This is a genomic window from Psychroserpens burtonensis DSM 12212, from assembly GCF_000425305.1.
Lineage (GTDB): Bacteria > Bacteroidota > Bacteroidia > Flavobacteriales > Flavobacteriaceae > Psychroserpens > Psychroserpens burtonensis.
In genome coordinates, this window is the sequence record NZ_AUDE01000019.1 from 94,008 (window position 1) to 116,489 (window position 22,482).

At 31.9% G+C, this 22,482-nt stretch carries 22 protein-coding genes and 1 pseudogene; 16 read left to right on the forward strand and 7 right to left on the reverse strand.

Translation table 11 applies throughout. The features are described from left to right. The first annotated feature begins 303 nt into the window (after window positions 1–303). From H593_RS0109130 to H593_RS18810, 11 genes and pseudogenes are all read left to right on the forward strand, one after another. Entirely contained in the window at window positions 304–3,498 is a 3,195-nt protein-coding gene (locus tag H593_RS0109130) for an efflux RND transporter permease subunit (protein WP_028872177.1), read from the forward strand. A 125-nt stretch (window positions 3,499–3,623) separates the two neighbouring features. Next, window positions 3,624–3,928 (forward strand): annotated as a pseudogene (locus H593_RS18805) (hypothetical protein). A gap of 30 nt (window positions 3,929–3,958) precedes the next feature. Then, window positions 3,959–4,168, forward strand: a complete 210-nt coding sequence (locus tag H593_RS0109140; RefSeq protein ID WP_028872178.1) for a YgaP family membrane protein — start codon at window positions 3,959–3,961, stop codon at window positions 4,166–4,168. Window positions 4,169–4,237: 69 nt separating this feature from the next. Beyond that, on the forward strand, window positions 4,238–6,205 hold the full coding sequence (locus H593_RS0109145) for a heavy metal translocating P-type ATPase (protein WP_028872179.1): 1,968 nt from the start codon (window positions 4,238–4,240) through the stop codon (window positions 6,203–6,205). 317 nt (window positions 6,206–6,522) lie between these two features. After that, complete coding sequence (locus H593_RS0109150; RefSeq protein ID WP_028872180.1) at window positions 6,523–7,842, forward strand: dicarboxylate/amino acid:cation symporter; 1,320 nt, start codon at window positions 6,523–6,525, stop codon at window positions 7,840–7,842. Between the two features lie 54 nt (window positions 7,843–7,896). Further along, the gene (locus tag H593_RS0109155; protein WP_028872181.1) at window positions 7,897–8,487 is read left to right on the forward strand and encodes a CDP-alcohol phosphatidyltransferase family protein; all 591 of its coding nucleotides are present in this window, start codon (window positions 7,897–7,899) and stop codon (window positions 8,485–8,487) included. Further along, on the forward strand, window positions 8,484–9,707 hold the full coding sequence (locus H593_RS0109160) for a metallophosphoesterase (RefSeq protein WP_028872182.1): 1,224 nt from the start codon (window positions 8,484–8,486) through the stop codon (window positions 9,705–9,707). Before H593_RS0109155 ends, H593_RS0109160 begins: the two co-directional genes overlap by 4 nt. 63 nt (window positions 9,708–9,770) lie before the next feature. Beyond that, a complete protein-coding gene (locus H593_RS0109165; RefSeq protein WP_028872183.1) occupies window positions 9,771–10,226 on the forward strand; it encodes a pyridoxamine 5'-phosphate oxidase family protein in 456 nt (151 codons plus the stop codon). 16 nt (window positions 10,227–10,242) lie between these two features. Continuing rightward, window positions 10,243–11,121: an RsiV family protein gene (locus tag H593_RS0109170; protein WP_028872184.1), complete on the forward strand. Its 879-nt coding sequence runs from the start codon at window positions 10,243–10,245 to the stop codon at window positions 11,119–11,121. Between the two features lie 23 nt (window positions 11,122–11,144). Continuing rightward, a complete protein-coding gene (locus tag H593_RS0109175; RefSeq protein ID WP_028872185.1) occupies window positions 11,145–11,606 on the forward strand; it encodes a DinB family protein in 462 nt (153 codons plus the stop codon). 133 nt (window positions 11,607–11,739) lie between these two features. Then, window positions 11,740–12,336: a YceI family protein gene (locus tag H593_RS18810; RefSeq protein WP_051229680.1), complete on the forward strand. Its 597-nt coding sequence runs from the start codon at window positions 11,740–11,742 to the stop codon at window positions 12,334–12,336. Window positions 12,337–12,745: 409 nt separating this feature from the next. On the opposite strand, the gene H593_RS0109185 is transcribed toward H593_RS18810, so the two are convergent. Beyond that, window positions 12,746–13,153 carry a CBS domain-containing protein gene (locus H593_RS0109185; protein WP_028872186.1) on the reverse strand — a complete coding sequence of 136 codons (408 nt, stop codon included), beginning with the start codon at window positions 13,151–13,153 and terminating at the stop codon, window positions 12,746–12,748. Window positions 13,154–13,285: 132 nt separating this feature from the next. Between H593_RS0109185 and H593_RS0109190 the strand changes: the two genes are divergently transcribed. Both H593_RS0109190 and H593_RS0109195 read left to right on the forward strand, forming a co-directional pair. Beyond that, complete coding sequence (locus H593_RS0109190) at window positions 13,286–13,660, forward strand: hypothetical protein (protein WP_028872187.1); 375 nt, start codon at window positions 13,286–13,288, stop codon at window positions 13,658–13,660. A 1-nt stretch (window position 13,661) separates the two neighbouring features. Beyond that, entirely contained in the window at window positions 13,662–15,365 is a 1,704-nt protein-coding gene (locus H593_RS0109195; RefSeq protein WP_028872188.1) for an ABC1 kinase family protein, read from the forward strand. A 75-nt stretch (window positions 15,366–15,440) separates the two neighbouring features. On the opposite strand, the gene H593_RS0109200 is transcribed toward H593_RS0109195, so the two are convergent. The 4 genes from H593_RS0109200 to H593_RS0109215 all read right to left on the reverse strand — a co-directional run bounded on the left by H593_RS0109200 (window position 15,441) and on the right by H593_RS0109215 (window position 18,865). After that, a complete protein-coding gene (locus H593_RS0109200) occupies window positions 15,441–16,043 on the reverse strand; it encodes a hypothetical protein (RefSeq protein ID WP_028872189.1) in 603 nt (200 codons plus the stop codon). 185 nt (window positions 16,044–16,228) lie between these two features. Further along, a complete protein-coding gene (locus tag H593_RS0109205) occupies window positions 16,229–17,221 on the reverse strand; it encodes an MlaD family protein (RefSeq protein WP_028872190.1) in 993 nt (330 codons plus the stop codon). A gap of 103 nt (window positions 17,222–17,324) precedes the next feature. After that, on the reverse strand, window positions 17,325–18,086 hold the full coding sequence (locus H593_RS0109210; RefSeq protein ID WP_037051909.1) for an ABC transporter ATP-binding protein: 762 nt from the start codon (window positions 18,084–18,086) through the stop codon (window positions 17,325–17,327). Beyond that, the gene (locus H593_RS0109215) at window positions 18,083–18,865 is read right to left on the reverse strand and encodes an MlaE family ABC transporter permease (protein ID WP_028872192.1); all 783 of its coding nucleotides are present in this window, start codon (window positions 18,863–18,865) and stop codon (window positions 18,083–18,085) included. Before H593_RS0109215 ends, H593_RS0109210 begins: the two co-directional genes overlap by 4 nt. A gap of 249 nt (window positions 18,866–19,114) precedes the next feature. On the opposite strand from H593_RS0109215, the gene H593_RS21410 reads away from it, so the two are divergent. The 3 genes from H593_RS21410 to H593_RS18815 all read left to right on the forward strand — a co-directional run bounded on the left by H593_RS21410 (window position 19,115) and on the right by H593_RS18815 (window position 20,514). Continuing rightward, window positions 19,115–19,249: a hypothetical protein gene (locus tag H593_RS21410; RefSeq protein WP_261793672.1), complete on the forward strand. Its 135-nt coding sequence runs from the start codon at window positions 19,115–19,117 to the stop codon at window positions 19,247–19,249. A 31-nt stretch (window positions 19,250–19,280) separates the two neighbouring features. Then, a complete protein-coding gene (locus H593_RS0109220) occupies window positions 19,281–19,550 on the forward strand; it encodes a heavy metal transporter (RefSeq protein WP_028872193.1) in 270 nt (89 codons plus the stop codon). Window positions 19,551–19,764: 214 nt separating this feature from the next. Further along, window positions 19,765–20,514 (forward strand): L,D-transpeptidase, encoded by a 750-nt coding sequence (locus H593_RS18815; RefSeq protein WP_051229681.1) that lies wholly within the window; start codon window positions 19,765–19,767, stop codon window positions 20,512–20,514. On the opposite strand, the gene H593_RS0109230 is transcribed toward H593_RS18815, so the two are convergent. Together H593_RS0109230 and H593_RS0109235 are read right to left on the reverse strand one after the other, a co-directional pair. Next, on the reverse strand, window positions 20,511–21,509 hold the full coding sequence (locus H593_RS0109230; RefSeq protein ID WP_028872194.1) for a 2-hydroxyacid dehydrogenase: 999 nt from the start codon (window positions 21,507–21,509) through the stop codon (window positions 20,511–20,513). The genes H593_RS18815 and H593_RS0109230 overlap by 4 nt on opposite strands. Before the next feature lie 336 nt (window positions 21,510–21,845). Then, window positions 21,846–22,409 (reverse strand): hypothetical protein, encoded by a 564-nt coding sequence (locus H593_RS0109235; RefSeq protein WP_028872195.1) that lies wholly within the window; start codon window positions 22,407–22,409, stop codon window positions 21,846–21,848. Window positions 22,410–22,482: the final 73 nt, after the last annotated feature.

Consider the following 22,482-nt stretch of genomic DNA (forward strand, 5'->3'; position numbering starts at 1 on the left):
AGTTTATCCTGCAATGTTTTAAATAATGGTGTAGGTATCAATTAAAAATTATCAAACAAGAGTGAGTGCGTTAGGGATTATTCGTGGTTTATTATTTCAAATTAATGAACTCATGAATGTAAAAACATTTGAAGTGGAAATCCTTTTTTTGCTGCCATATATGGCAAAAAAAGAGTGTAACGGATAGCCTGTTAAAACGTCCAAAAAATATATACAATGAAACGAGCAATATTGAATTCGGTTTTTAAATTGAAATCTTATTCGCGAGTTCCATTTGTCATCTTATTAAAATAATAAATTAAAATGAAAGAAGGTATCGCAGGGAAAATTGCCAAAGTCTTTATGCAATCAAAGTTAACAGTGCTGTTAATGATTGTGTTTATGGTCGTTGGAGTCTATAGTTCGTTTTTAATTCCACGAGAGGAAGAGCCACAAATTGAGGTGCCTATGGCAGATATTTTTGTAGGTTATCCTGGTGCAAGTCCTACTGAAGTAGAATCACGTGTAATAAAACCATTAGAGCAATTAATTTCAAATATTAAGGGTGTAGAATATGTGTATTCTACATCTATGAAAGAGCAAGGAATGGTTATCGTGCAGTTTTATGTTGGCGAAGATATTGAGCGTTCTTTTGTGAAATTATATAATGAAATCAACAAGCACATGGACGAAATGCCTGAAGGTGTCACATTTCCATTAGTGAAAACCCGTGCTATTGATGACGTGCCAATGTTAGGATTAACATTGTGGAGTGAAAACTATGACGATTACCAATTGAGCCAAATGGCGCAAGAGCTTGAGGCTGAAATTAAAAAGGTAAATGATGTAGCGGTTACTCATAAAATTGGAGGAAGAAACCGTCAGTTACGTGTCGTTTTAGATAAGGATAAACTGGCTTCAAGCGGATTGGATTTCTTGTCTGTTTCCAAAATGATTACCGCAAATAACAGTCAAATGAGTGCTGGGAGTTTTGATAAAAACGACACAGAATTCTTAATAAACACAGGTAGATTTTTAGAGTCTGTTACAGATGTTAAAAACTTGGTGGTTGGTGTTCAGCAAAATCAGCCCATATATTTAAAGCAAATTGCTAAAATAATTGATGGACCAGAAATACCTCAAAATTATGTGAGTTTAGGTTTTGGAAAAGGAAGTGTAAAATCTTCGGATTATAAATCTGAATATCCTGCAGTGACCATTTCTGTTGCAAAAAGAAAAGGCGCAGATGCCATGAAACTTTCAGAAATTATTATTGACAAAGTGGATTATTTACGTACGTCTTTAATTCCTGATGATGTACATGTTGAAGTGACCAGAAACTACGGAGAAACAGCATCTCATAAGGTATCGGAGCTTTTATGGCATCTTATAGGTTCTATCTTTGCAGTTACACTTGTTGTGATGTTAGCCATGGGCTGGAGAGGTGGTTTGGTGGTGTTTTTATCAGTTCCTATTACGTTCGCTTTAACGTTGTTGAGTTACTATATGATGGATTACACGCTAAACCGAATCACGCTTTTCGCTTTGGTCTTCGTCACAGGAATTGTCGTCGATGACTCGATTATTATTGCCGAAAATATGCACAGGCATTTCAAGATGAAACGCTTGCCATTTAAACAAGCTGCATTATATGCCATTAATGAGGTTGGAAACCCTACGATTCTTGCAACATTTACAGTAATTGCCTCGGTTTTACCTATGGCTTTTGTTTCGGGTTTAATGGGTCCATATATGGCGCCAATGCCAATTGGAGCTTCTATTGCTATGATTTTATCGTTATTTGTGGCCTTAACTATTACACCTTATTTAGGGTATATTTTCTTAAGAGAAAAAGAGAAGAAAGGGAAAGTTGTAAAGGCAGAAAAACCTTTAGAAGAGACTTTTATTTATAAAATCTACAACAAGTTTGAAAGACCTCTTTTAGAAAGTAAAAGAAAACGTTGGTTATTTTTAGGAGGCACTGTTGTGGTGTTAATGGGAACTATGGTATTGTTTTTTACCAATTCGGTTGCCGTAAAAATGTTGCCTTTTGATAATAAAAATGAATTTCAAGTGGTTATTGATATGCCAGAAGGCACAACATTAGAACGTACTGGAGTTGTAACGCAAGAGATCTCACAGTATTTATCAACACGACCAGAAGTTGTGAATTACCAAAATTATGTTGGGACTTCTGCTCCAATAACGTTTAATGGTTTGGTGCGTCACTACGATTTACGTGGTGGATCTAATATGGCAGATATTCAAGTGAACTTAATTGATAAAGGTGAGCGTGATATTCAAAGTCACGGAATTGCTAAGTTATTGCGTCCAGAGATTCAAAAAATTGCATCAAAATACAATGCGAATGTGAAATTGGTGGAAGTGCCACCAGGCCCACCAGTACTGTCGACTATAGTTGCTGAAGTTTATGGGCCTGATTATAACGGGCAAATAAAAATAGCAAACAGCATTCAAAATATCTTAAAAAACACAGATGATGTAGTTGATATTGATTGGATGGTTGAAGATGATCAAATAGAATATCAATTTGATATTAATAAAGAAAAAGCGATGTTATATGGTGTTGCGCCACAACAAATTGTGTATACCATGAATATGGCGTTGTCTAACAGAGCAATCACCAATTTATATGATGAAGATGCTGTGAGCCAAGTAGGATTAGTATTGGTTTTAGATGAAAAAGAAAATTCAACAATTTCTGATATTTCGCAGTTAAAAGTAACATCGAAACAAGGCAATATGGTGCCAATTGCCGATTTGGTAGATATTACACAAACTATAGCTGCAAAGAGTATTTATCGTAAAAACCAAAAACGTGTGGTTTATGTATTGGCAGATATGGCTGGAGAATTAGAAAGTCCTGCTTATGCTATTTTAGGAATGGAAGAAAAGTTGAAAGAAATTCCATTACCAAAAGGCTATCAATTAAATGAAATGTATTTAGGTCAGCCAGATTTTGAAGATAATTACACGGTGAAATGGGATGGAGAATGGCAAATTACACTAGAAGTATTTAGAGATTTAGGAATTGCCTTTTTAGGTGCTATTATCTTGATTTACATCTTAATTGTTGGATGGTTTCAGAACTTTAAAGCACCAATTGTAATGATGGTTGCGATACCATTATCCTTAATTGGAATTATTCTTGGACACTGGATTATGGGAGCATTCTTTACGGCAACATCTTTTATTGGAATGATTGCTTTAGCAGGAATCATGGTGCGAAATTCGGTGTTACTAATCGATTTTATAAATATAAGAACAGCGGAAGGTGTTCCATTGAAACAAGCAGCAATTGAAGCTGGAGCAGTACGTACAACACCAATTTTATTAACTGCTGGGACGGTTGTTATTGGAGCATTCGTGATTCTCTTTGATCCGATTTTTCAAGGATTGGCAATCTCATTAATGGGAGGAACTATTGTTTCTACAGTGTTGACTTTGCTCGTTGTTCCATTGGTGTATTATATGATAGAAAAGAAGAACCATAAATAAGCCTTGTAGATCCTTTACGGTTAAAAAAGCGAATATGAAACATCCATATCTAAATTTTGAAACACACAAGGAAATGTTTGTATGGATGTAACATGTGACTCATAAAAAATTATAAATATATACATATGAAATTAGTCATAGTTACGGCAGTAGAAGAATTTCAAAAAGATGTTTTGAAACTTTTAAAAAAGCAAATATTGAAAACTTTAGTAGTTCAGATATTGATGGTTACAAAAACGGATCATCCATATTAGTGGCATCCAATTGGTTTTCAGCAGAAAAAGGAGGCAATGAATCAAGCTTATTTTTCTCTTTTACAGATGATGAGCATATTGATCTTTTATTTGATTTAATAAAAGAAATCAATTCAAATTTAGAAACTAATAACCCTATAAAAGCGGTTGTGGTTCCTATAGAAAGATTTATATAAGGAAGTAGTTTAATCTTAAAATTAATTAAAATGTTAAATACATATTTTAGAGTTATAGTAGGTACAATGGTGTTGTTGAGTGTTGTACTAAGTGTTTATGTTAGTCCAAATTGGATGTGGTTTACGGTTTTTATCGGTGTAAATTTAATTCAATCTGCATTTACAAAATGGTGTTTATTAGAAACTATTTTAGTAAAACTAGGTGTTAAAAATGAAGGTGGTTCTTGTTCTTCTTGTTAATCTGTTAAGTTAATTTTTCATGTACTTAAATGATTGTTTTTTTTTAAATTTGACTGAAAGCAATTTTTAATGAAAGTACATAAAGAAGAATTCCATAGCCACAATCAAATTTTTGGAAAGAAAACTGAATTATATTTTGCCATCTTATGTGGTATCTTTCTATTCATAGGTTTCTTAACTGAAAAATATATTGATTTACCGCATTGGGTGTCTTTATCAAGTTATATTATATCCTATTTTTTTGGAGGCTACTTCATCACTATTGAAGCTTTTAAAAAAATCATAAAGGGAGGTTTTGATATCGATTTTTTAATGATCGCTGCTGCTGCAGGAGCTGCTTATATTGGTAGTTGGGCAGAAGGTGCCCTATTGTTATTTCTTTTTAGCTCAGGCCACGCTCTTGAGCATTACGCAATGGATAAAGCTAAAAAATCAATTGAGGCATTGGGTAATCTATCTCCCAAAATAGCACTCGTTAAGAAAAATGGGAAACTGGAAGATATAGCCATTGAAGATTTAGAGATTAATGATATTATAGTGGTGAAGCCACACACAAAAATTGCTGCAGATGGTGTTATAATTAGTGGAAGTAGCGCTATAAATCAAGCACCTATTACTGGAGAAAGTATTCCAGTAGATAAAACATTTATAAAAGATTCAGACAGTTTGCCAGCTTTTAGCGACATTGATAAAAAGCATATTGTTTTTTCAGGAACTATTAATGGCGATAGTAGTCTAGAAGTTTTAGTACTCAAGTTAACAAAAGACTCTACAGTTTCTAGATTAATTAAAATGGTGAGTGACGTCGAAACCCAAAAATCTCCTACACAGCGACTCACCAAAAAGTTTGAGAAATGGTATGTTCCAATAGTTATTGTTGTCGTTTTTTTATTGTGTTTCGCATATGTGGTCATTAATGAAAGTTTTAGTGACAGTTTATATAGAGCCATAACAGTATTGGTTGCAGCGAGTCCTTGTGCCTTGGCTATTTCTACTCCTAGTGCTGTATTAAGCGGAATTGCAAGAGCAGCACAAAAAGGTGTGTTAATTAAAGGTGGAAGAGCATTAGAAGATTTAGGTGAGATTACTACAATAGCATTTGATAAAACAGGAACGTTAACTGAAGGAAAGCCAAAACTTACAAACTTAATCCCATTTATAAATTTTGATGAACAAGAGTTAGCTCAGCTAGTGTTAGAAGTTGAAAGTTTGAGTAATCATCCACTTGCTAGGGCTATAGCTAGTGATTTAAAAATAAAATATAGTATCGAGTCTCAAAATAAAGCCTCAAACGTTAATGCTATCCAAGGAAAAGGAATCCAAGCAACTTATAAGGGTAATATTGTTTTCATCGGAAATGTAAAATTGATGGAAGATTCAGCTATTAAAGTAGATACAAGTATTGTTTCTGAAATGGATAATTTTTTAAAAAACGGGCAAACAGTAATGCTCGTGGCTTTTAAAACTGAAATTATAGGGTTAGTAAGTGTGATGGATTTACCTAGAATAACTGCAGTATCAACTTTAAAGCGATTAAAAGAAATAGGAATCAAACACATGATTATGCTCACAGGAGATCATCAAAATGTTGGAGATGCCATCGCTAAACAAATTGGTCTTACCGAAGCTAAAGGCAACTTATTGCCAGAAGATAAAGTCGCAGCCATAAAAGAATTAATTAAAAGAGATAAAAAGATAGCAATGGTAGGGGATGGTGTTAATGATGCACCAGCTATGGCATTAAGTACTGTAAGTATCGCTATGGGAGCGGCAGGAAGTGATGTCGCTCTAGAAACAGCAGATGTGGCTCTCATGTCTGATAAAATTGAAAATTTACCTTTTGTAATTGGCTTGAGTCGAGAATCTAAGCGTATTATCAAGCAGAATATCTTTATAAGTCTAGGTGTTGTGGTATTGTTAGTTCCAATAACTATTTTAGGACTAACAAATATTGGTTTGGCTGTCGCTTTTCATGAGGGATCTACTATTGTGGTTGTTTTAAATGCATTGCGATTACTTCGATATGATCGAGATTAATCTAAACGTTTATATGTTTATTCACGATAAACTGATATTTCTCATTTTCCGAAGAACATACAAGGCCTATTTTTGCGAAAATAGAAATTTAGATACTCACATTCAAAAACGTCAATATTGACAACTGTCAGGGATTGTATCGTATAATAATTGCACTTTTTTTTCTGATTTATATTATTTCAATAACTAAGCATAAATTGAATTTATTCCAGACAAAATCGAGGATTTTAGGGTTCCTTGTGCTTTTATATTTAAAAATTATAATCCATGTAACTATCTACAAATCTCAACGAATAGCAAACATTTAAAACAACACCATGATAGAATTTAGATCTCTTAATAATCTATCGATTTATTTGGACCGCCTTATTAAAGGTCGCTTATGGTTTAAAGTAATTATTGGACTCCTTTTAGGTGCAGGAATAGGAGTTCTACTTAATCCATCTACAGGATTGCTGTCAGAAAATATTAGTTTACGAATGGCAGATTGGCTTGACCTACCAGGTCAAATTTTTATGAGGCTGGTTCAAATGATTATGATTCCATTGATATTTACATCGATCATTACAGGGATTGTAGGTAACACATCTGAAAACCTTAAAACCTTTGGCCTCCGACTATTGCTATATTTCATTTTCACAACCTCTATTGCCATCATGATAGGCTTAGTGGTGACGCTTGTTTTGAAACCCGGTCAATATATTTTTGATCTAGGAGGATTTCCAAATAGTGGACAAAGTCTAAAAACACCTCCTGAGCAAACTGACATTATTGGGAATATTCCAAATGCGATATCTAATCTTATTCCTAATAATCCTATGGAGTCCATTTTGACAGGAGAAATGTTGGGTGTAGTAATTTTTACTATTATTATCGGTGTGGCAATTACTCAACTTCGTTCCGAAATAGCAAGACCTATTATTCGTTTTTCAGAAGCTATCCAGAAAATATGTATGATTGTGGTGTCGTGGGCTATGATGCTAGTGCCTTATGCTGTTTTTGGTTTAATTGCAGCCTTACTATCTAGAACAAATGTTGAAATATTCCTTGGTTTGGGTTACTATATGTTTGTCGTTCTGCTCGGCCTGATTGTATTGTTGATATTCTATTTAATGTTGGCTTTGATAATCACTAAGAAAAACCCATTCAAATTCTTAAAAGCGATAAGAGAACCTCAACTATTAGCATTTTCTACTGCAAGTTCGGCAGCTGTTATGCCACTTTCTATGAAAACAGCAGATGAAAAACTGGGAGTATCCTCTAATATCAGTGATTTTGTAATCCCAGTTGGAGCTACAATTAATATGGATGGAACCGCATTGTTTCAATGTGTAACAACTTTATTTATGGCGCAAGCCTATGGCATTGAATTATCTATAGTAAGCCTTCTGTTAATAACCTTTACTGTTGTAGCAGCTTCCATAGGAACACCAGCTATTCCTGGAGGTGGAGTTATTATTCTTGCATCGGTATTACAGAGCGCAGGTATTCCAATTGATGGACTCATTATCATTATTGGCATCGATCGTATTTTAGGAATGTTTAGAACTGCGGTTAATGTTACCGGAGATTTGACAGCCTGCATCATATTTAATAAATTTTATGGAGCCAAACCAAAATTAGAATCCGAGAACTGACATCTCTCATAGTTCATGAAATGGGCATCATTTATATTTGTTAAAAATGATAGCATGCTCACATTTAAAAACTTCAATATAGCAGATTGGTTTTCATTTTATAGAATCATAGCTGCGCCTTTTTTGTTAGCACTAATTTGGTATGATCAGCGGTTAATTTTTACGTGGTTACTTTTAATCAGTTTTTCAACAGATGCTATTGATGGTTTTCTAGCACGTAAACTTAATATAACAAGTCCTAGAGGTTCACAGCTAGATTCTTTTGGAGATCAAATAACATTGATTGTAGGTCTTGTCGGTTTATCTTATTTTGAAACAAACTTCATAAAAATCAATCTTGTTTTAATAGGTGTGGTGTTTATACCATATATTATTCAAATGATTGTTGCCTATTCTAAATATGGAAAAGCTACAGCATTTCATACCTATTTAGCAAAGTTATCTGCTGTTGTACAAAGCGCATTTATTTTATGGTCACTATTTTTATCTCCTGAATACAGTCTATTCTATATGATGATTACCATTGGGTTGTTGGAGACATTCGAAGAAATCACACTCATTTTTATGTATGATAATTGGGCATCAGACGTAAAAGGGGTTTATTGGGCTTTTAGAGATAAAAGACGACTAAAAAAGAATCCATGAAGTCCTTCTCATTGTTCACTATTATTATATTATGTCTAGTGATTCTCCTAATAGATGTTCTCGCATTTTATTGGCTTCAATCCATAACACAACATCTAAGTTCATCTTTATTAAAAACGACTATTCATGCTCTATTTTGGATATTTACTCTAGGTTTAATCACGTCAATTGTAGTCCTAAAAGTAACATTGGACGATATTAATCCTATGAGAAAACAATTATTAATTTCAAGGTTTTATGGGCTTGCTATTTCTTCTTTTGTTCCTAAACTTGTTTTTGTTATCGTTATCTCTGTACTCTACTTTACTAATTATCTTTTCTCAGAAAGTCAATCGCTTTTGATTGTTCCTATTATTGGATTGCTTTCAGGGTTTCTCCCTTTTTTTATAATTATCAATGGTATTTTTAAATCTGTGTATAGATTTAAAGTACATTATCATTGTATTAGATCAAAAATTTTACCTGAAAGCTTTGAAGGTTTGAAAATTGTTCAGATATCAGACTTACACTTAGGTAGTTTTAATTACAGTTATGATAAATTAGAACGTGCCATTGAAAAAATCAATCATTTACAGCCTGATTATATAGTGATTACAGGTGATTTGATAAATAATTATGCTTGGGAATTACGAGGTTGGAAGCTTGTTTTTAACAAACTCACAGCCAAAAAAAGAAAATTAGCTATTTTAGGTAATCACGATTATGGTGATTATAGTCAATGGGATTCGCCCGAAGCAAAGCAAGAAAATTTTGACGCTATTAAGCAGTTTTATAGAGATATAGATTTTAAACTTTTGTTGAATGAATCTGAAATTATTTCAGATCGAAATGAGCATATTGCTTTTATAGGTGTTGAAAATTGGGGAAAACCGCCATTTAAACAATATGGTGATTTACAAAAAGCTATGACAAACGTAAATGCCATTCCTTTTAAAATTTTATTATCTCATGATCCTACTCATTGGGCAGAACAAGTTTTGGATAAAACGGATATTATTTTAACACTTGCTGGTCATACACATGGTATGCAAGCTGCTTTTCAGTATAAAAATTTACAATGGAGTCCTATAAAATATAAGTTTAAGCATTGGGCAGGTTTATATAAACAGAACCAACAATATCTTTACGTGAACAGAGGTTTAGGATGGCTGGGATTTCCTGCAAGAATAGGTATGCGACCAGAAATCACACTTATAGAATTAAGAAGAATGAATAACTGACTAAAATCATGGTTTGAGAACTATATACTAATTAATTTAGCATAAACACTTAATAGTTAAACAATGATTAGAACACTTAATGAAAGAGAAAGCTCCAGGCTTTTAGAATCAAATTATATTGGTAATTTATCATATATTTATCAAAACAGACCGTTCATAGCGCCAATAACTTATTTTTTTGATAAGGCCAATGATGTGATTATTTGTTATTCTGCTGAAGGCCATAAAATAAATGCCATGCGTAAAAATAGTAGCGTGTCTTTAGGAGTTTCAGATGTGGATTCTGTAAATTCTTGGAATTCTGTTCTAGCTCAAGGCAGGTTTCTAGAACTTTCTGGAAGCGATGCAAAAGCACAGCTCCATATATTTTCTTTAGGTGTAAAAGATTTGATTATTAATAAAGAACACCGAAAATTAGACTTTATAAGTGAGTTTTCGAGTAAAATCTATAAGGATGACCTGCCTGTCGTTTTTCAAATTAAGGTTGATGAAATCACAGGTAAAATGAGACGTAATTAACTTCAAAATAGTGTACATGAAATATATATACATAGTAATATTAACCCTATTATTTACTAACTGTAAAAGTGACAAACGCGAGGAAAACACAAATAAAATTGAAGGCATTAAACAAATTGAGCCAATTACAGAAGACACAATTCAAATTGTAGATAAAGATATTAAGACCTTGGATAAAACAATTACTATTGAATTAAAGCAAAAAAAACTGATTGAAAAAGAAGATGAAAGAGAAGATTTACAGAAATTGATTATCGATAAAAGGTATCTTATAGATAAGAAAGACTACACCATCAATTTTAGGTATCCATTGTTGAATGAATCCATGAAACCAACCAATAGAAACTTTAATGAATTTATGAACGAGTATTATGTTAATGTGACGAAAACAGAGTCAGACATATTAGAAAGTAAATTATTATGTGATAGTATAGAAGTTTCAAAATTTAGAGAAGAACGATTTATAGATTACAAAATCTATAATGTTAATGATCAACTTGTAAGTGTGCTTTTTTATAGGGAGAATTATTATTCAGGTGCTATGCATCCAAGTTATTCTTTTGATGGTTTTAATTTTGATTTGAATAGAGGTGTTTTTATGACTTATGAAGATTTCTTTAACCAAGGGTCTGAAGAAGATTTAGTGATAATAATTAATAAAAAAATAAATGAACAAATTGGTAAAGGCGATTTGTATTACGACTGTTGGGAATTATCACCAAATGATTTTTTTGAAAGTAAAAATAACTTTGTGCTTAACGATACTTATGTAGAATTTTATTTTGATGATTGTGTTATGTGTCCATCTTATACAGGTACGTATTCTATAGAACTACCCTTAGTAGAATTGCTTTCAGTTTTGAAAAAATACGACTCAAATCCTTTAATTTTTTAATTAGACTTGAACGTTGATTAATTATGAAAACAAAAACACAATTATTACTAGAACTCTGGATAGAATCTAGAACACGATTTTCAAATCAGTTGGCTCATCTTTTAGAAGAAGATCTAAAAAAGAAATTGTTGCCTTCGCCAAACAGTGTTGGTTTTTTAATGCGTCATATTGGAGATGTCGAATTACTCTTTGCGAAAAATGTATTTGGAGCAAGCCAAACTAAAGTCATAGCTAAAACAGTTATAGCTCAAGAAGATACTGGAGAATGGACAAACCTTAGTGAATTGTTAGAGTATGTAAACCATTCATTTAGAGTTTTAGAAGCTATTGTTGAGAAACAAGAGGATAAAGATTGGGAAACTAATATTATAACTAAAGAATTTGGAACAAAAACCAAGGCAGAGGCCTTTGGGAGAATCATTTCTCACACTACTTATCATGCAGGACAACTTGCTATTATAAATAAATATGGATGGGGTATTTGATAGAATAGCGTAAAATAAAAGCTGAAACCTTCTAGCGTTGTTTTAGTAAAATGCTCATTAGTATTGGTGTATGACTAATATCATTTTAAATTATTATAAAAATACTTTCCTTTATGTGAAATTATAACAATTCATGAAAAACACCTCGTATTTAATAGTATTGATTTTGTTGTTTTCTTGTAATAACTCAGAAAAAAAACAAACTAACGAAAATACGAATTACTCAATAGATACTCATGGAATAACAGTTGCTTGGACAGCTTATAAGTTTACAGATAAAGTGGGTGTAAAAGGAGTGTTTGATGATTTTGAATTTAAGACTGAAGACAAAATAGGATCTATTGAAACATTACTTGAAACCACTATAATCTCAATTAAAGCTGAGTCTGTAAATTCAAAATCAGAGATTAGAGACGAAAAACTTCGTGATATATTCTTTAAAATATTTAATACAAAAAAGATTAAAGGTGAAATTTTAGAAGCAAGTACCGGAAAAGGTGTTTTAGCTTTAAATATGAATAATACAACAAACGAGATAGCCTATAATTATAATTTAAAAGCGGATACTTTAATTATAAAAACCAATTTGGATTTATTGAATTGGAAAGCAGAAAAAGCTCTAGATACTTTAAATAAAGTATGCTACGATTTACATAAAGGCACAGATGGTATTTCTAAGCTCTGGCCAGATGTGAGTGTTGTAATTAAAATTCCTGTGACTCAAAATTGAGTTTAATTATTAGTTACTTTATTTATGATTAGGTGTAGACACTTCCTTCTTTATCATCTTCTTTATAAAAGCAATAGGTTTTCTGGAATATATTATGGGCTATATACTTCTAACTCTACAATACTATTTTTTATTGGTATTTGATACATAAGGAAAGCGTATAACGGTATGTAGACTTCAGCTATGGGATTGTGAAAATACTAATACAATACTCTGGGTAAATTAATAATCCGGTATTTAATTAGTGCAATTGATGAGTTTTTTTACAAATGTTTCTTGATATATTACGTATTAGGGCACTGGTCTTGGTTTGATAAATCGTTGGTGTTATACTATGTATTCCAATCTCTAAGACATAGTGATTGTTAATAACCAATATGTCTTGAATTTCTCCCTTGATAAGCAATAACTATTTTTGTTTGCTAAGGAAATATTTTATTAAATCTTCTGTAGATACGATACCAACAACTTTTTTACCATCAACTATTGGAATCGCACGAAATCTTCCTTTAGAAAGTTCTAAAGCTACTTCTTGAATAGTGGCATCAGGATTTAATGAAAAAGGGTTAGTGGTCATAATGTCTTTTACCAAAAGGTCATTGTAAATGGCGTTATTGTCATCAATTCCAGCGCCTTTAATCCTGTACATAAAGTCAATTAAGCTAACAATGCCTAATAATTTATCATTTTCAATAACAAGAATATGATGGTGAAATTTTTCTTTTTCATAGATATGTTTAATGTCAATAAGTTTTTGCTCTGGTGAAACACTAACGACATTTTTTGTCATTATTGAAGATACAGCTGTAGATTTCATAAGTTGATTTTATGGTTATTAGTACTTAAGCTAAAGTAATTTAAAGACTAATAAAAACTCATGATTTATATCATTTTTAAGCACATTTTTAAGCAATATATTTATTTCAGAATTAAACTAAATATTTAGTATATGAAAACCAGAACCATGTTAGAGCTACTCACATTATCGTCGGGTATATATCATTTTGCCAAAGAGGCACAACTAATGGATAAAATAAATGAGTTGTCCGATAAGAGTAAAGACGAAATTAACAAAGTTGCTTCAGAATCTCAAACAGATGATGCTGGAAATGAATTAGAGTTTATTGATAAGATTATTCTTAAAGCTAATCAAGTAAAAGATGAACTTGAGGAAATAATTGAAGAGCAGGTCATTAAAATTTACAAGAAAATGAATATTGCTCATATCGATGAAATTATAGCTCTTAATGAAAAAGTTAAAAAGGCTGATATGGAAATTGCCTTATTGGAAGCGCGTTTAAATCGTTTAGAAGCAAAAAAATAATATGGGATTTTTTAGTCAAATTAGTAATAAGTATAATTCGGTTGCCAGATATAATCAAATTTTAAAAGTTTTGATTAAATATGGTTTTGATGACTTGGTCTTTTACATGAAAAGAGAAAAACGATTTCAGTTTTTTCAAAAACTTATTCCTAAATCGTCAAAAAAGCGCGCTTTGCAGCATACAAAATGGGAGAAAATGCGATTGGTTTGCGAGGAGCTTGGGCCAACATTTGTGAAGTTTGGTCAAATAATGAGTAATCGTCCCGATTTAATTCCTTTTGATTTGGTTTTTGAGTTAGAGAAACTCCAAAATAACGTTCCGCCAATACCAGAAGAACAAGCTAAAGACATTGTCGAATTTGAATTAAAAGATAAGGTAGAAAATTTATTTGCTTGGTTTGATCCTAAACCTTTTGCATCTGCTTCAATGGCTCAGGTGCATAAGGTAACACTGCATAGCGGAGAACGCGTTGTTTTGAAAATTCAACGACCAAATATACGTGATATTATTTTTGAAGATATAAAAGTAATGTATAGCATAGCTGCTGTATTAGAAAAACGAATTCCTTCTTTAAAAAGCTTTGATCCTATTGGTTTGGTTAAAAACTTTGAGGAATCAATTGTAAAGGAGCTTGACTTTATTAATGAGTCAATAAATGTACAGCGATTTTATAATAATATAAATAAGGACACTGGTAAAGATCAATTTGCTATATCGCCCAAAGTCTATCAAGATTATACAACGGATAAAATACTTGCATTAGAATTCATGTCTGGCATAAAAATAAATAATATTGAGGAGTTGGAGAAAGCAGGTTTCGATGTTAACGATATTGGCAAGCGATTAGCTACTACTTATTTTAAGCAGATTTTTGATTATGGTTTCTTTCATGCAGATCCTCATCCAGGCAATTTATTGGTGATGCCAAATGGACTTATCTGTTATTTGGATTTTGGAATGATGGGTAGTATTCTACCTAGAGATATTGAAATTTTTGGTCAATTATTTATTTCAATCATAAAAAAGGACGTTCATAAAATTATTAAAGTATTACAGAAATTATCAAGTAATTCTTCGATACCTAACATGAGAGATTTAGAATTTGACATTAATGAATTTGTAGAGAAAAACTACGTGAGAACGATTCATAAAAATGAAATGAGTACTATATTGCTGGAGCTAAAAGATATAATTGTAGCTCATGGTCTAAAAGTACCAACTTATTTTTATCTTTTTGCTAGATCATTGGTGACCATTGAAGGCGTTATAGAGAAACTCAATCCAGACTTACAGCAGTTTGATATGGTTCGGCCATATTTATTTAAAAGCGTATCCAGAAATTATAATCCTTTAAAAATGGGTGAAAAAGTACTCAATTCTATTTATGAGTTAAGTAATTATATGGAAGATTTTCCAGGGGATTTAAAAAATGCTATCCGTAAAATAAATAGTGGGCAAGTAAAAGTAGATTTAACACATAAAGGTATTGACCCAATGGTACATACATTACAACGAATTACAAAACAATTGGTTAGTGCTTTTATTGCAGTTGCGCTAGTAATAGGGTCATCATTGTTTATTATTAATAATGTAAAACCTTTATGGAGAGATACTTCTGTTTTTGGAATCATTGGTATAATAATAGCAGGTATTCTTACATTTGGGTTGCTATTAAATATTAAAAAAGGAGATTATGACAACTGAAATAGATGTATAAATACGACTAATAAAAAAGCATCTCTAATTAGAGATGCTTTTTTATCTTCTCTCCTTTTTAAATCAGGATTTATTAACAAATGCTTGCTTTAAATGCGTAAGTGCATCAGAAATTTCATTTTGAAAATGATCCCATTTGGTTTCTTCCTTTTTTGAGTACTTTGATTTTAACTCATCAATGAGATTTTCAAACTCTTGTTTGCCTTTTTCAAAAGATGTTTTCGTATCTGATTTGCCTTTGCTGAATTTTCCCTCTAAAATTTCGAGACTAATTCTAAATTGTTCTATTTCAATCAAAACAAAAGCATACATGCGTTTAAGTGTTTCGTTTGTTTTAATTTCTACTTCAAGATCATGCATGGTTTGTAGTAATTGTCTTTTTTGTGCATTAAATTTTTCTGATGTTTCTGCTTTACCTAACGCTAGTTGCACTCGAAGTTCATCAAATTTAGTATGAATATCATCTACTTTTTCTTTACCTGTTTTAATATTAGTTTTGTTATCGTTAATAAATATGTTGAATTTCTTTTTTAATTCCTCATATTTTTCTAGCGCTTCGGCTTTTCCCAATGCTGCTTTTACTTGAAATTCCTCAAGTTCAATGGCTGTTTTGTTAAGAGCTTCAACAACCTTGTCTATAAAATGAGTGTTTTGTGTTGTTTCCATAATAATTAAGATTTTTTATATTCAATATAAATATCAATACAATTCTTTAAAATTTCTATGATATATATCAACTAGTAGAACGTTTTAAACTTATTTTTTAAATGTTCGCAGTCTCTCTTTTTAGTAAAAAAACTAGGGGTATAAAGATGAAATAATCAATTTTCATTTTTAAATTATTTTGAATTCTAATCCTTTTTCTTTTCAGCTTCTTTTTTCTCCTGTCGTTCTAGTCGTCTAAAATAGCCGCGTGTTAGAAAATTATGTTTTAAAGCTTCCATGTTTTGATTGAACTTATCTGTCCCTTCATTAATATTGTTTAGTGTAGATTTTAAGCTATTTACTAAAGAGGTGTCCTTTATAATGTAATTATAAGCACCTTCACTAGAGTTGAAGTCATCTACTGCGATATTAATATTACTAAAAACGCTTTCAATTTCTGTACTTGATTTTTCTAGATTATTAACGACTGTTTTAAGCTTTTGACCAGAGATAGAATCATTAAGAATCATGCTTAGAATAGTATTGTCATTTGTTTTTACTGAAGTGATGATAGAGTTTAACTCGGTAATTGTATGTGAAGCACCATAACTAACATTTTTAAGATTGTCAATAGATTTCTTTAAATTTTTTGCCATTATAGTGTCATTTAGTAAAACGCCTATCGTGCCTTTGCCTTTGGTAATGTTATTGGTGATTTTTAGAAGGTCTGCTGTGAGTATCGCTGCATTTTCAGTGCTTGTGTTAAGAGTATTCAAAATATCATCAGTCCCAATTTTACTGTAAGATTCAATTATATCTCCATTGTTTATTACTTCTGAGATACTTTTTCCTGGTACAATATTTACAATCATATTGCCAACCAAACCATCTGAACCGATTGTAGCTATAGCATCTTTCTTAATATGAGTAATGATCTTTTCATCTATATTCATATCTATTTTTATGGTAGAATCGTTGATCATGGTAATTCCTTTAACCGTACCAATATCAATTCCTGCATAACGAACATTATTACCTTTTTGTAAACCATTTATATTCTGGAAATAAGCGCTAATTATAAATGTTTTTTTAAACATATCTTGACGTTGTCCAATGAGATAGACGCCTGCTATGAAAAGTACTGTGCCAAGGAGTACAAAAGAGCCTAGTCGTAATTTTTGTGAGTTTGTATTTTTCATGTGTCTATATTTATTGTTTTTTGACGGTCACATGTTGTTCGCTATTATTATTATTATTATTCCCTTTAATAGCAATACCTTTAACATGCTCGTTTCATAATCATTATTGTTTAAAAAAGGCTTTAATCTTTGGGTCTTGAAGAGTTGATAATTCAGTAAACGTCCCTGTGGCGTAATCAATACCATCAATAAGTAATATCATTCTGTCAGAAATAACTCGAGCGCAATCCACATCATGAGTAATAATGAGTGACGAGGTTCCATATTTTTTTTGAATATCCTGCATTAGGATGATGATTTCCTTTGCAGTAATGGGGTCTAATCCACTTGTAGGTTCATCATATAGAATTATTTTTGGTTGTAATATCAGTGTTCGGGCTAAAGCCACACGACGTTTCATACCACCAGATAATTCTGAAGGCATTAAATCTATAGCATGAGCTAAACCTACGTTTTCTAGAGCTTCTATAACTAGTTTTTCAGTGTTCATATCATTGCCAAATTTATTGGTATGACGTCGTAATGGGAATTCTAAATTTTCTCGTACAGTCATAGAATCATACAAGGCACTGCCTTGAAACAAGAATCCAATATCTGCTCGTAAAATATCTAAAGCCTCTTGAGTTAGTGTTGTAATATCATTATGCATTACAGAAATCAAACCACTATCGGCTTCCATTAGGCCTACTAAACACTTTATCATAACCGATTTACCAGACCCAGATTTCCCCATTATGACTAAATTTTCTCCTTGATGGAGTTTCATGTTAAATCCATTTAATACATGGTTGTCTCCAAAGCTCTTGTTTAAATCTTTGATTTCAAGTACAATATTTAGAGCCGATATATTGTTATCTTCAATCATAAATCGTAGAATATATCGGTTACAAAAACAGCAATAAAGTCGATAATAAATAATAGCAAAGAGGTTAATACTACGGCAGAATTTGCTGCTTTACCGACACCAGCAGTACCTTTTTTACAGTAATAGCCTTTATAACAGCCTATGAGTCCTATGGCGAGACCAAAGAAGAATGATTTAATAGTTGCAGGCATAACATCTCCAAACTCTAAAGAATCAAACACTTGATTAAAATATAGAATGAATGATACATTTCCTTTTACATTTTCTACTAAAAAAGAACCAAATAACGCAATGGCATCGCCAATGATTACTAATAAAGGAAGTGTAAACGTAACCGCTAAAACTCTAGTGACAACAAGATATTTGAAGGGGTTTGTGCCAGAGACTTCCATGGCATCAATTTGCTCTGTAACTCGCATTGAGCCAATTTCTGCACCTATACCAGATCCAATACGACCAGCACATACCAATGCGGTGAGGATAGGCCCAATTTCTCTAACAATGGAAATGCTTACCATAGATGGCATCCATGATACAGCTCCAAATTCCATAAGAGTTGGTCGTGTTTGTAATGTTAAAACCAAACCAATAATAAAACCAGTAACACATACTAATAACAAGGATTTGTTTCCCATGTTGTAGCATTGGTTTAAAAATTCTTTAAACTCAAATGGGCGTTTAAAGACTTCTTTGAAAAAGCGTCCAGTAAAATAGGATAAATCTCCTATTTCAATTAAAAACAAATCCAATTGAGCTTTAATTTTTTGCATACCTGACATACTTAGTTTAAAGTCTTATCAAATTTATAGTAATACAGCTTTGTAAAAAATGATATAAATCATATCAATGAACTCACAAATATCATTTCACTTGCCTCTCAATAACCCTGATTTGTGTCATACTGAATATTTTGAATATTATGATAATAGGCTTGGTGCTATGTGAAGGGTTGTCGAGAGCTGCAGCATATATTTCTGGTTCTAATACAGGAGTTATAATGGCTTCTTAGATGCGTCTAATATATGTCAATGAGTCTCATAATTGGAGATTTAAAATATTCTTATATAGTCATAGCGCGCGCTTTTGTATTAAAAGCGATTCAAGAGGGTTGTAGGGAATTTCAAGATTGTGATTTAGTGATTTCATCAAAAATAGCTAAATAACTATAGCGCATTGGATAAAAAAAAACACCTTATGAGAATTAAAGTTCATATACAAAACCTGCATTGTGGTGGTGGCGAGAATACAATTATAAATAGACTTTCCGAAGGGATAAATATTAGTGATGTTGAAATTAGTCAAGAACATGCTGCTGTGGCTTTTGATTATCACACAAATCATGATTTTGAAGCTGCAAAACACCCGTTATCTAGAATAGGTTATCCCATTGTGGGCAAAGAAAACAAATTAAAGACCAAACCGCGATCTTATTTGAGTTTCGTCTTTGGTAAAATTAAAAAATGATTAAAGTAATATCATTAATTTAATTACCCTTCAAATGCTAAAAACAGGCTTTAAGATTATTACAGTATTCGTTTTATAAAAGCTTTGCTGTCCCAGAGATAAAGATGTGATTGTGTCTTCAAATCTATTAGGGAGTATCGCTTTAGTTGATTTAGTAGAACCAAATAATATTGAAATAAAACACAATGTCATTTTATAAAATTACTTTGAATATTTGGATTCTATTGTCTCTAAATATGATTCGTTAACATCTTATGAACTAACTGAACATCATTTGGTGAGAGCTAATCCTTGGATTATAAATACACTGCAAAATACAGATTATTATAAAATGATGGAGAGAGATTCATTTGTTTATAATCAAAAAAAGATGATTGCTTTATCGAAAGGCAATTTAATTTTAATTCCAGATTCTATTCAAGCTAAAAATCTTTTAAAGGCTTTTCAAAAAATAATAATAGATATTAACATCCCTGAATTTAAACTTCGCATTTCCGAGGATACCATTCAACTCTCTGAATTTCTAGTAAGAGTAGGTAGGAATGAAAAAAAATATTTAGAAATGTCTGGTAGAGTTCAGGATTTAAAAACAAAAACGGGAGAAGGTTACATCGTTAACCATGCCTGTAATCCCAGATACATAAATCCTACAAATAACCATGAATATTTTGTAACCAAGAGAGACGATGATAAAGTGACTAAGTTACCTCAAATCCCTTTTATTGAAACTGAAATTAATGGGTTGCGACATGGTCAATTAATACATCCTACCATAAATCCAATATCTCTAGGTAAAGTCTATTCTAATGGTTGTATTGCAATAAGGGAGGCAGATGCTTGGGTGATTTATTATTATGCACCAATGAACACCAAAGTAAAAATTAGATATGACTTAAATATTGTTGATGCTGACGGTAAAACTCTAGTATTAAAGGATATTTATGGTTATAACAAGAAAAGTTAGTTTATTTCGGTTAATTCGTATTCAGATTCCTGTCCCGACTCCCAACAATCTAAATTATATATAGTTGTCTGTGCAATGTTTGTAAGCGCTTCATCAGTTAGAAAAGCATGATGACCTGTGATAAGGACATTTGGCATCGCATTTAATATTAATAGAAGATCATCATCTGGTAGGTCTTGAGAACAATCTTTAAAAAAGACACCTTTTTCTTTTTCATAGACATCAATACCTAAAGCTCCAATCTTTCCTTTTTTTAGACCTTCGATAACGTCTTCGGTATTAATTACAGATCCTCTTGCAGTGTTGATAAGAATAACATCATCCTTCATTTCATAAATTAAATCTTCATTTATCATCTGATAGGTTTCAGTAGTTAAAGGTACGTGAAGAGAAATAATGTCTGCTTTATTACATAAATTTTCTAGAGTTGTATATTGCATGTGATATTTATCAACCAGTTCATTGTTTTTTTCAACATCATAGCCTAACAGTTTACAGCCAAAGCCATGCATTATTTTGCTCATTACAGAACCAATCTTTCCAGTACCTATAATGCCAATAGTCTTGTTGTTGAGGTCAAAGCCAACGAGATTATTTAGATTAAAATTGTAATGGTTGACTCGAAAATTAGATTCAATCAATTTTCTGTTAAGTGCTAATAATAAAGCCACAGCATGCTCAGCAATAGCATAAGGTGAGTATGCAGGAATATTTGCTACTTTCAAGTTTAATCTTGAAGCAGTTCTTAAGTTGACATTATCATGACCAACGGAGCGCAGCGTAATATAATTGACACCAAAACCTTTGAGTTTTTCAACGGTGATAAAATCGGCTTCATCAGCTGAGAATATGGATATAGCATCGAAACCTACAGCTTCCATGGTCGTTTCTGATGATAAGGCATCTTCAAAAAAAGTTAGTTGATGTTTTCTGTGATTGGCTTGTTCCAAATATGGAATTTCAAAATCTTTGGCGCTGTAAACGAGTACTTTCATGATAAATTAATGATTGGTATGTGTCAGTAAATTTATTAAGAAGAATTTGGGTTTTATATGATATTGGTCATAAAGGATTTAAATAAATTAGTAATGGCATTTTGTGTTTTTAACAGTTAGTTTTTAATTTTAGCTAATGTTTGGACTATGGAAAGTAGCGTGTTTGCACGCGAGGGTTTTCCGAAGAAAAAAATCGGTAGCCAGTTCATACATAACTAATTTTGGTTAAGGTCAATGCCAGCAATAAATTATATACGGTTTTGGTAGTTGTTGGTTTCTATTACTAGTATTAAAACTTTTAAAAAAGTTACTTTTAATTAGCTATTACCATCCTTTTTAATGTTCGTGCTTCCTAGTGAGATAGGTGACAGGAATAGATTGTCCCGTTTTTTCAACATCCCATATAATGGAGTTAATTAACCATTTACCATCCACCTTCACTACTTGAAAGCTGTTAACTCCCTTTTCTCCAATCTTTTCGGCGCCATCAAAGTAAGAAGCATAGGCGCTAATGCGGTGCCCAATGTTACCAAAATATTCAGTTTTCCCTCCCAATTCTACTTCATTGAAAGCTGTTATTTCGCCGCTATTAATAGCGCCTTTGAATCCTGAAATAAAGTCATCTATGTTTGAGAATACCAAGCTATCACCACGAAAGTTGTACGTCGTGGCATCATTGGTGAAGATAGCTCTCAAGGCTTCATGATCTAGTGTTGTTCCTTTTTCGAAAGAAATTAAAGCATAAGCATCCTTCACAACTTGGTTGATGGCTTTCTCTTTTTTTGAGACAGTTGTTTCTACCTTAGTCATTGTTTGCTTCGCTTCAGAATTATCTGGATTTTGGTTGCAGGAATAAAAACCAGTAAGAAATAGACATACTATAAATGTAACGTTTTTCATAAGTAAAGGTTTAGAGTTTGATTAAAATTAAAACACTGGTTGTTATTCAGAATATTTGAAAGAATTTTATCAT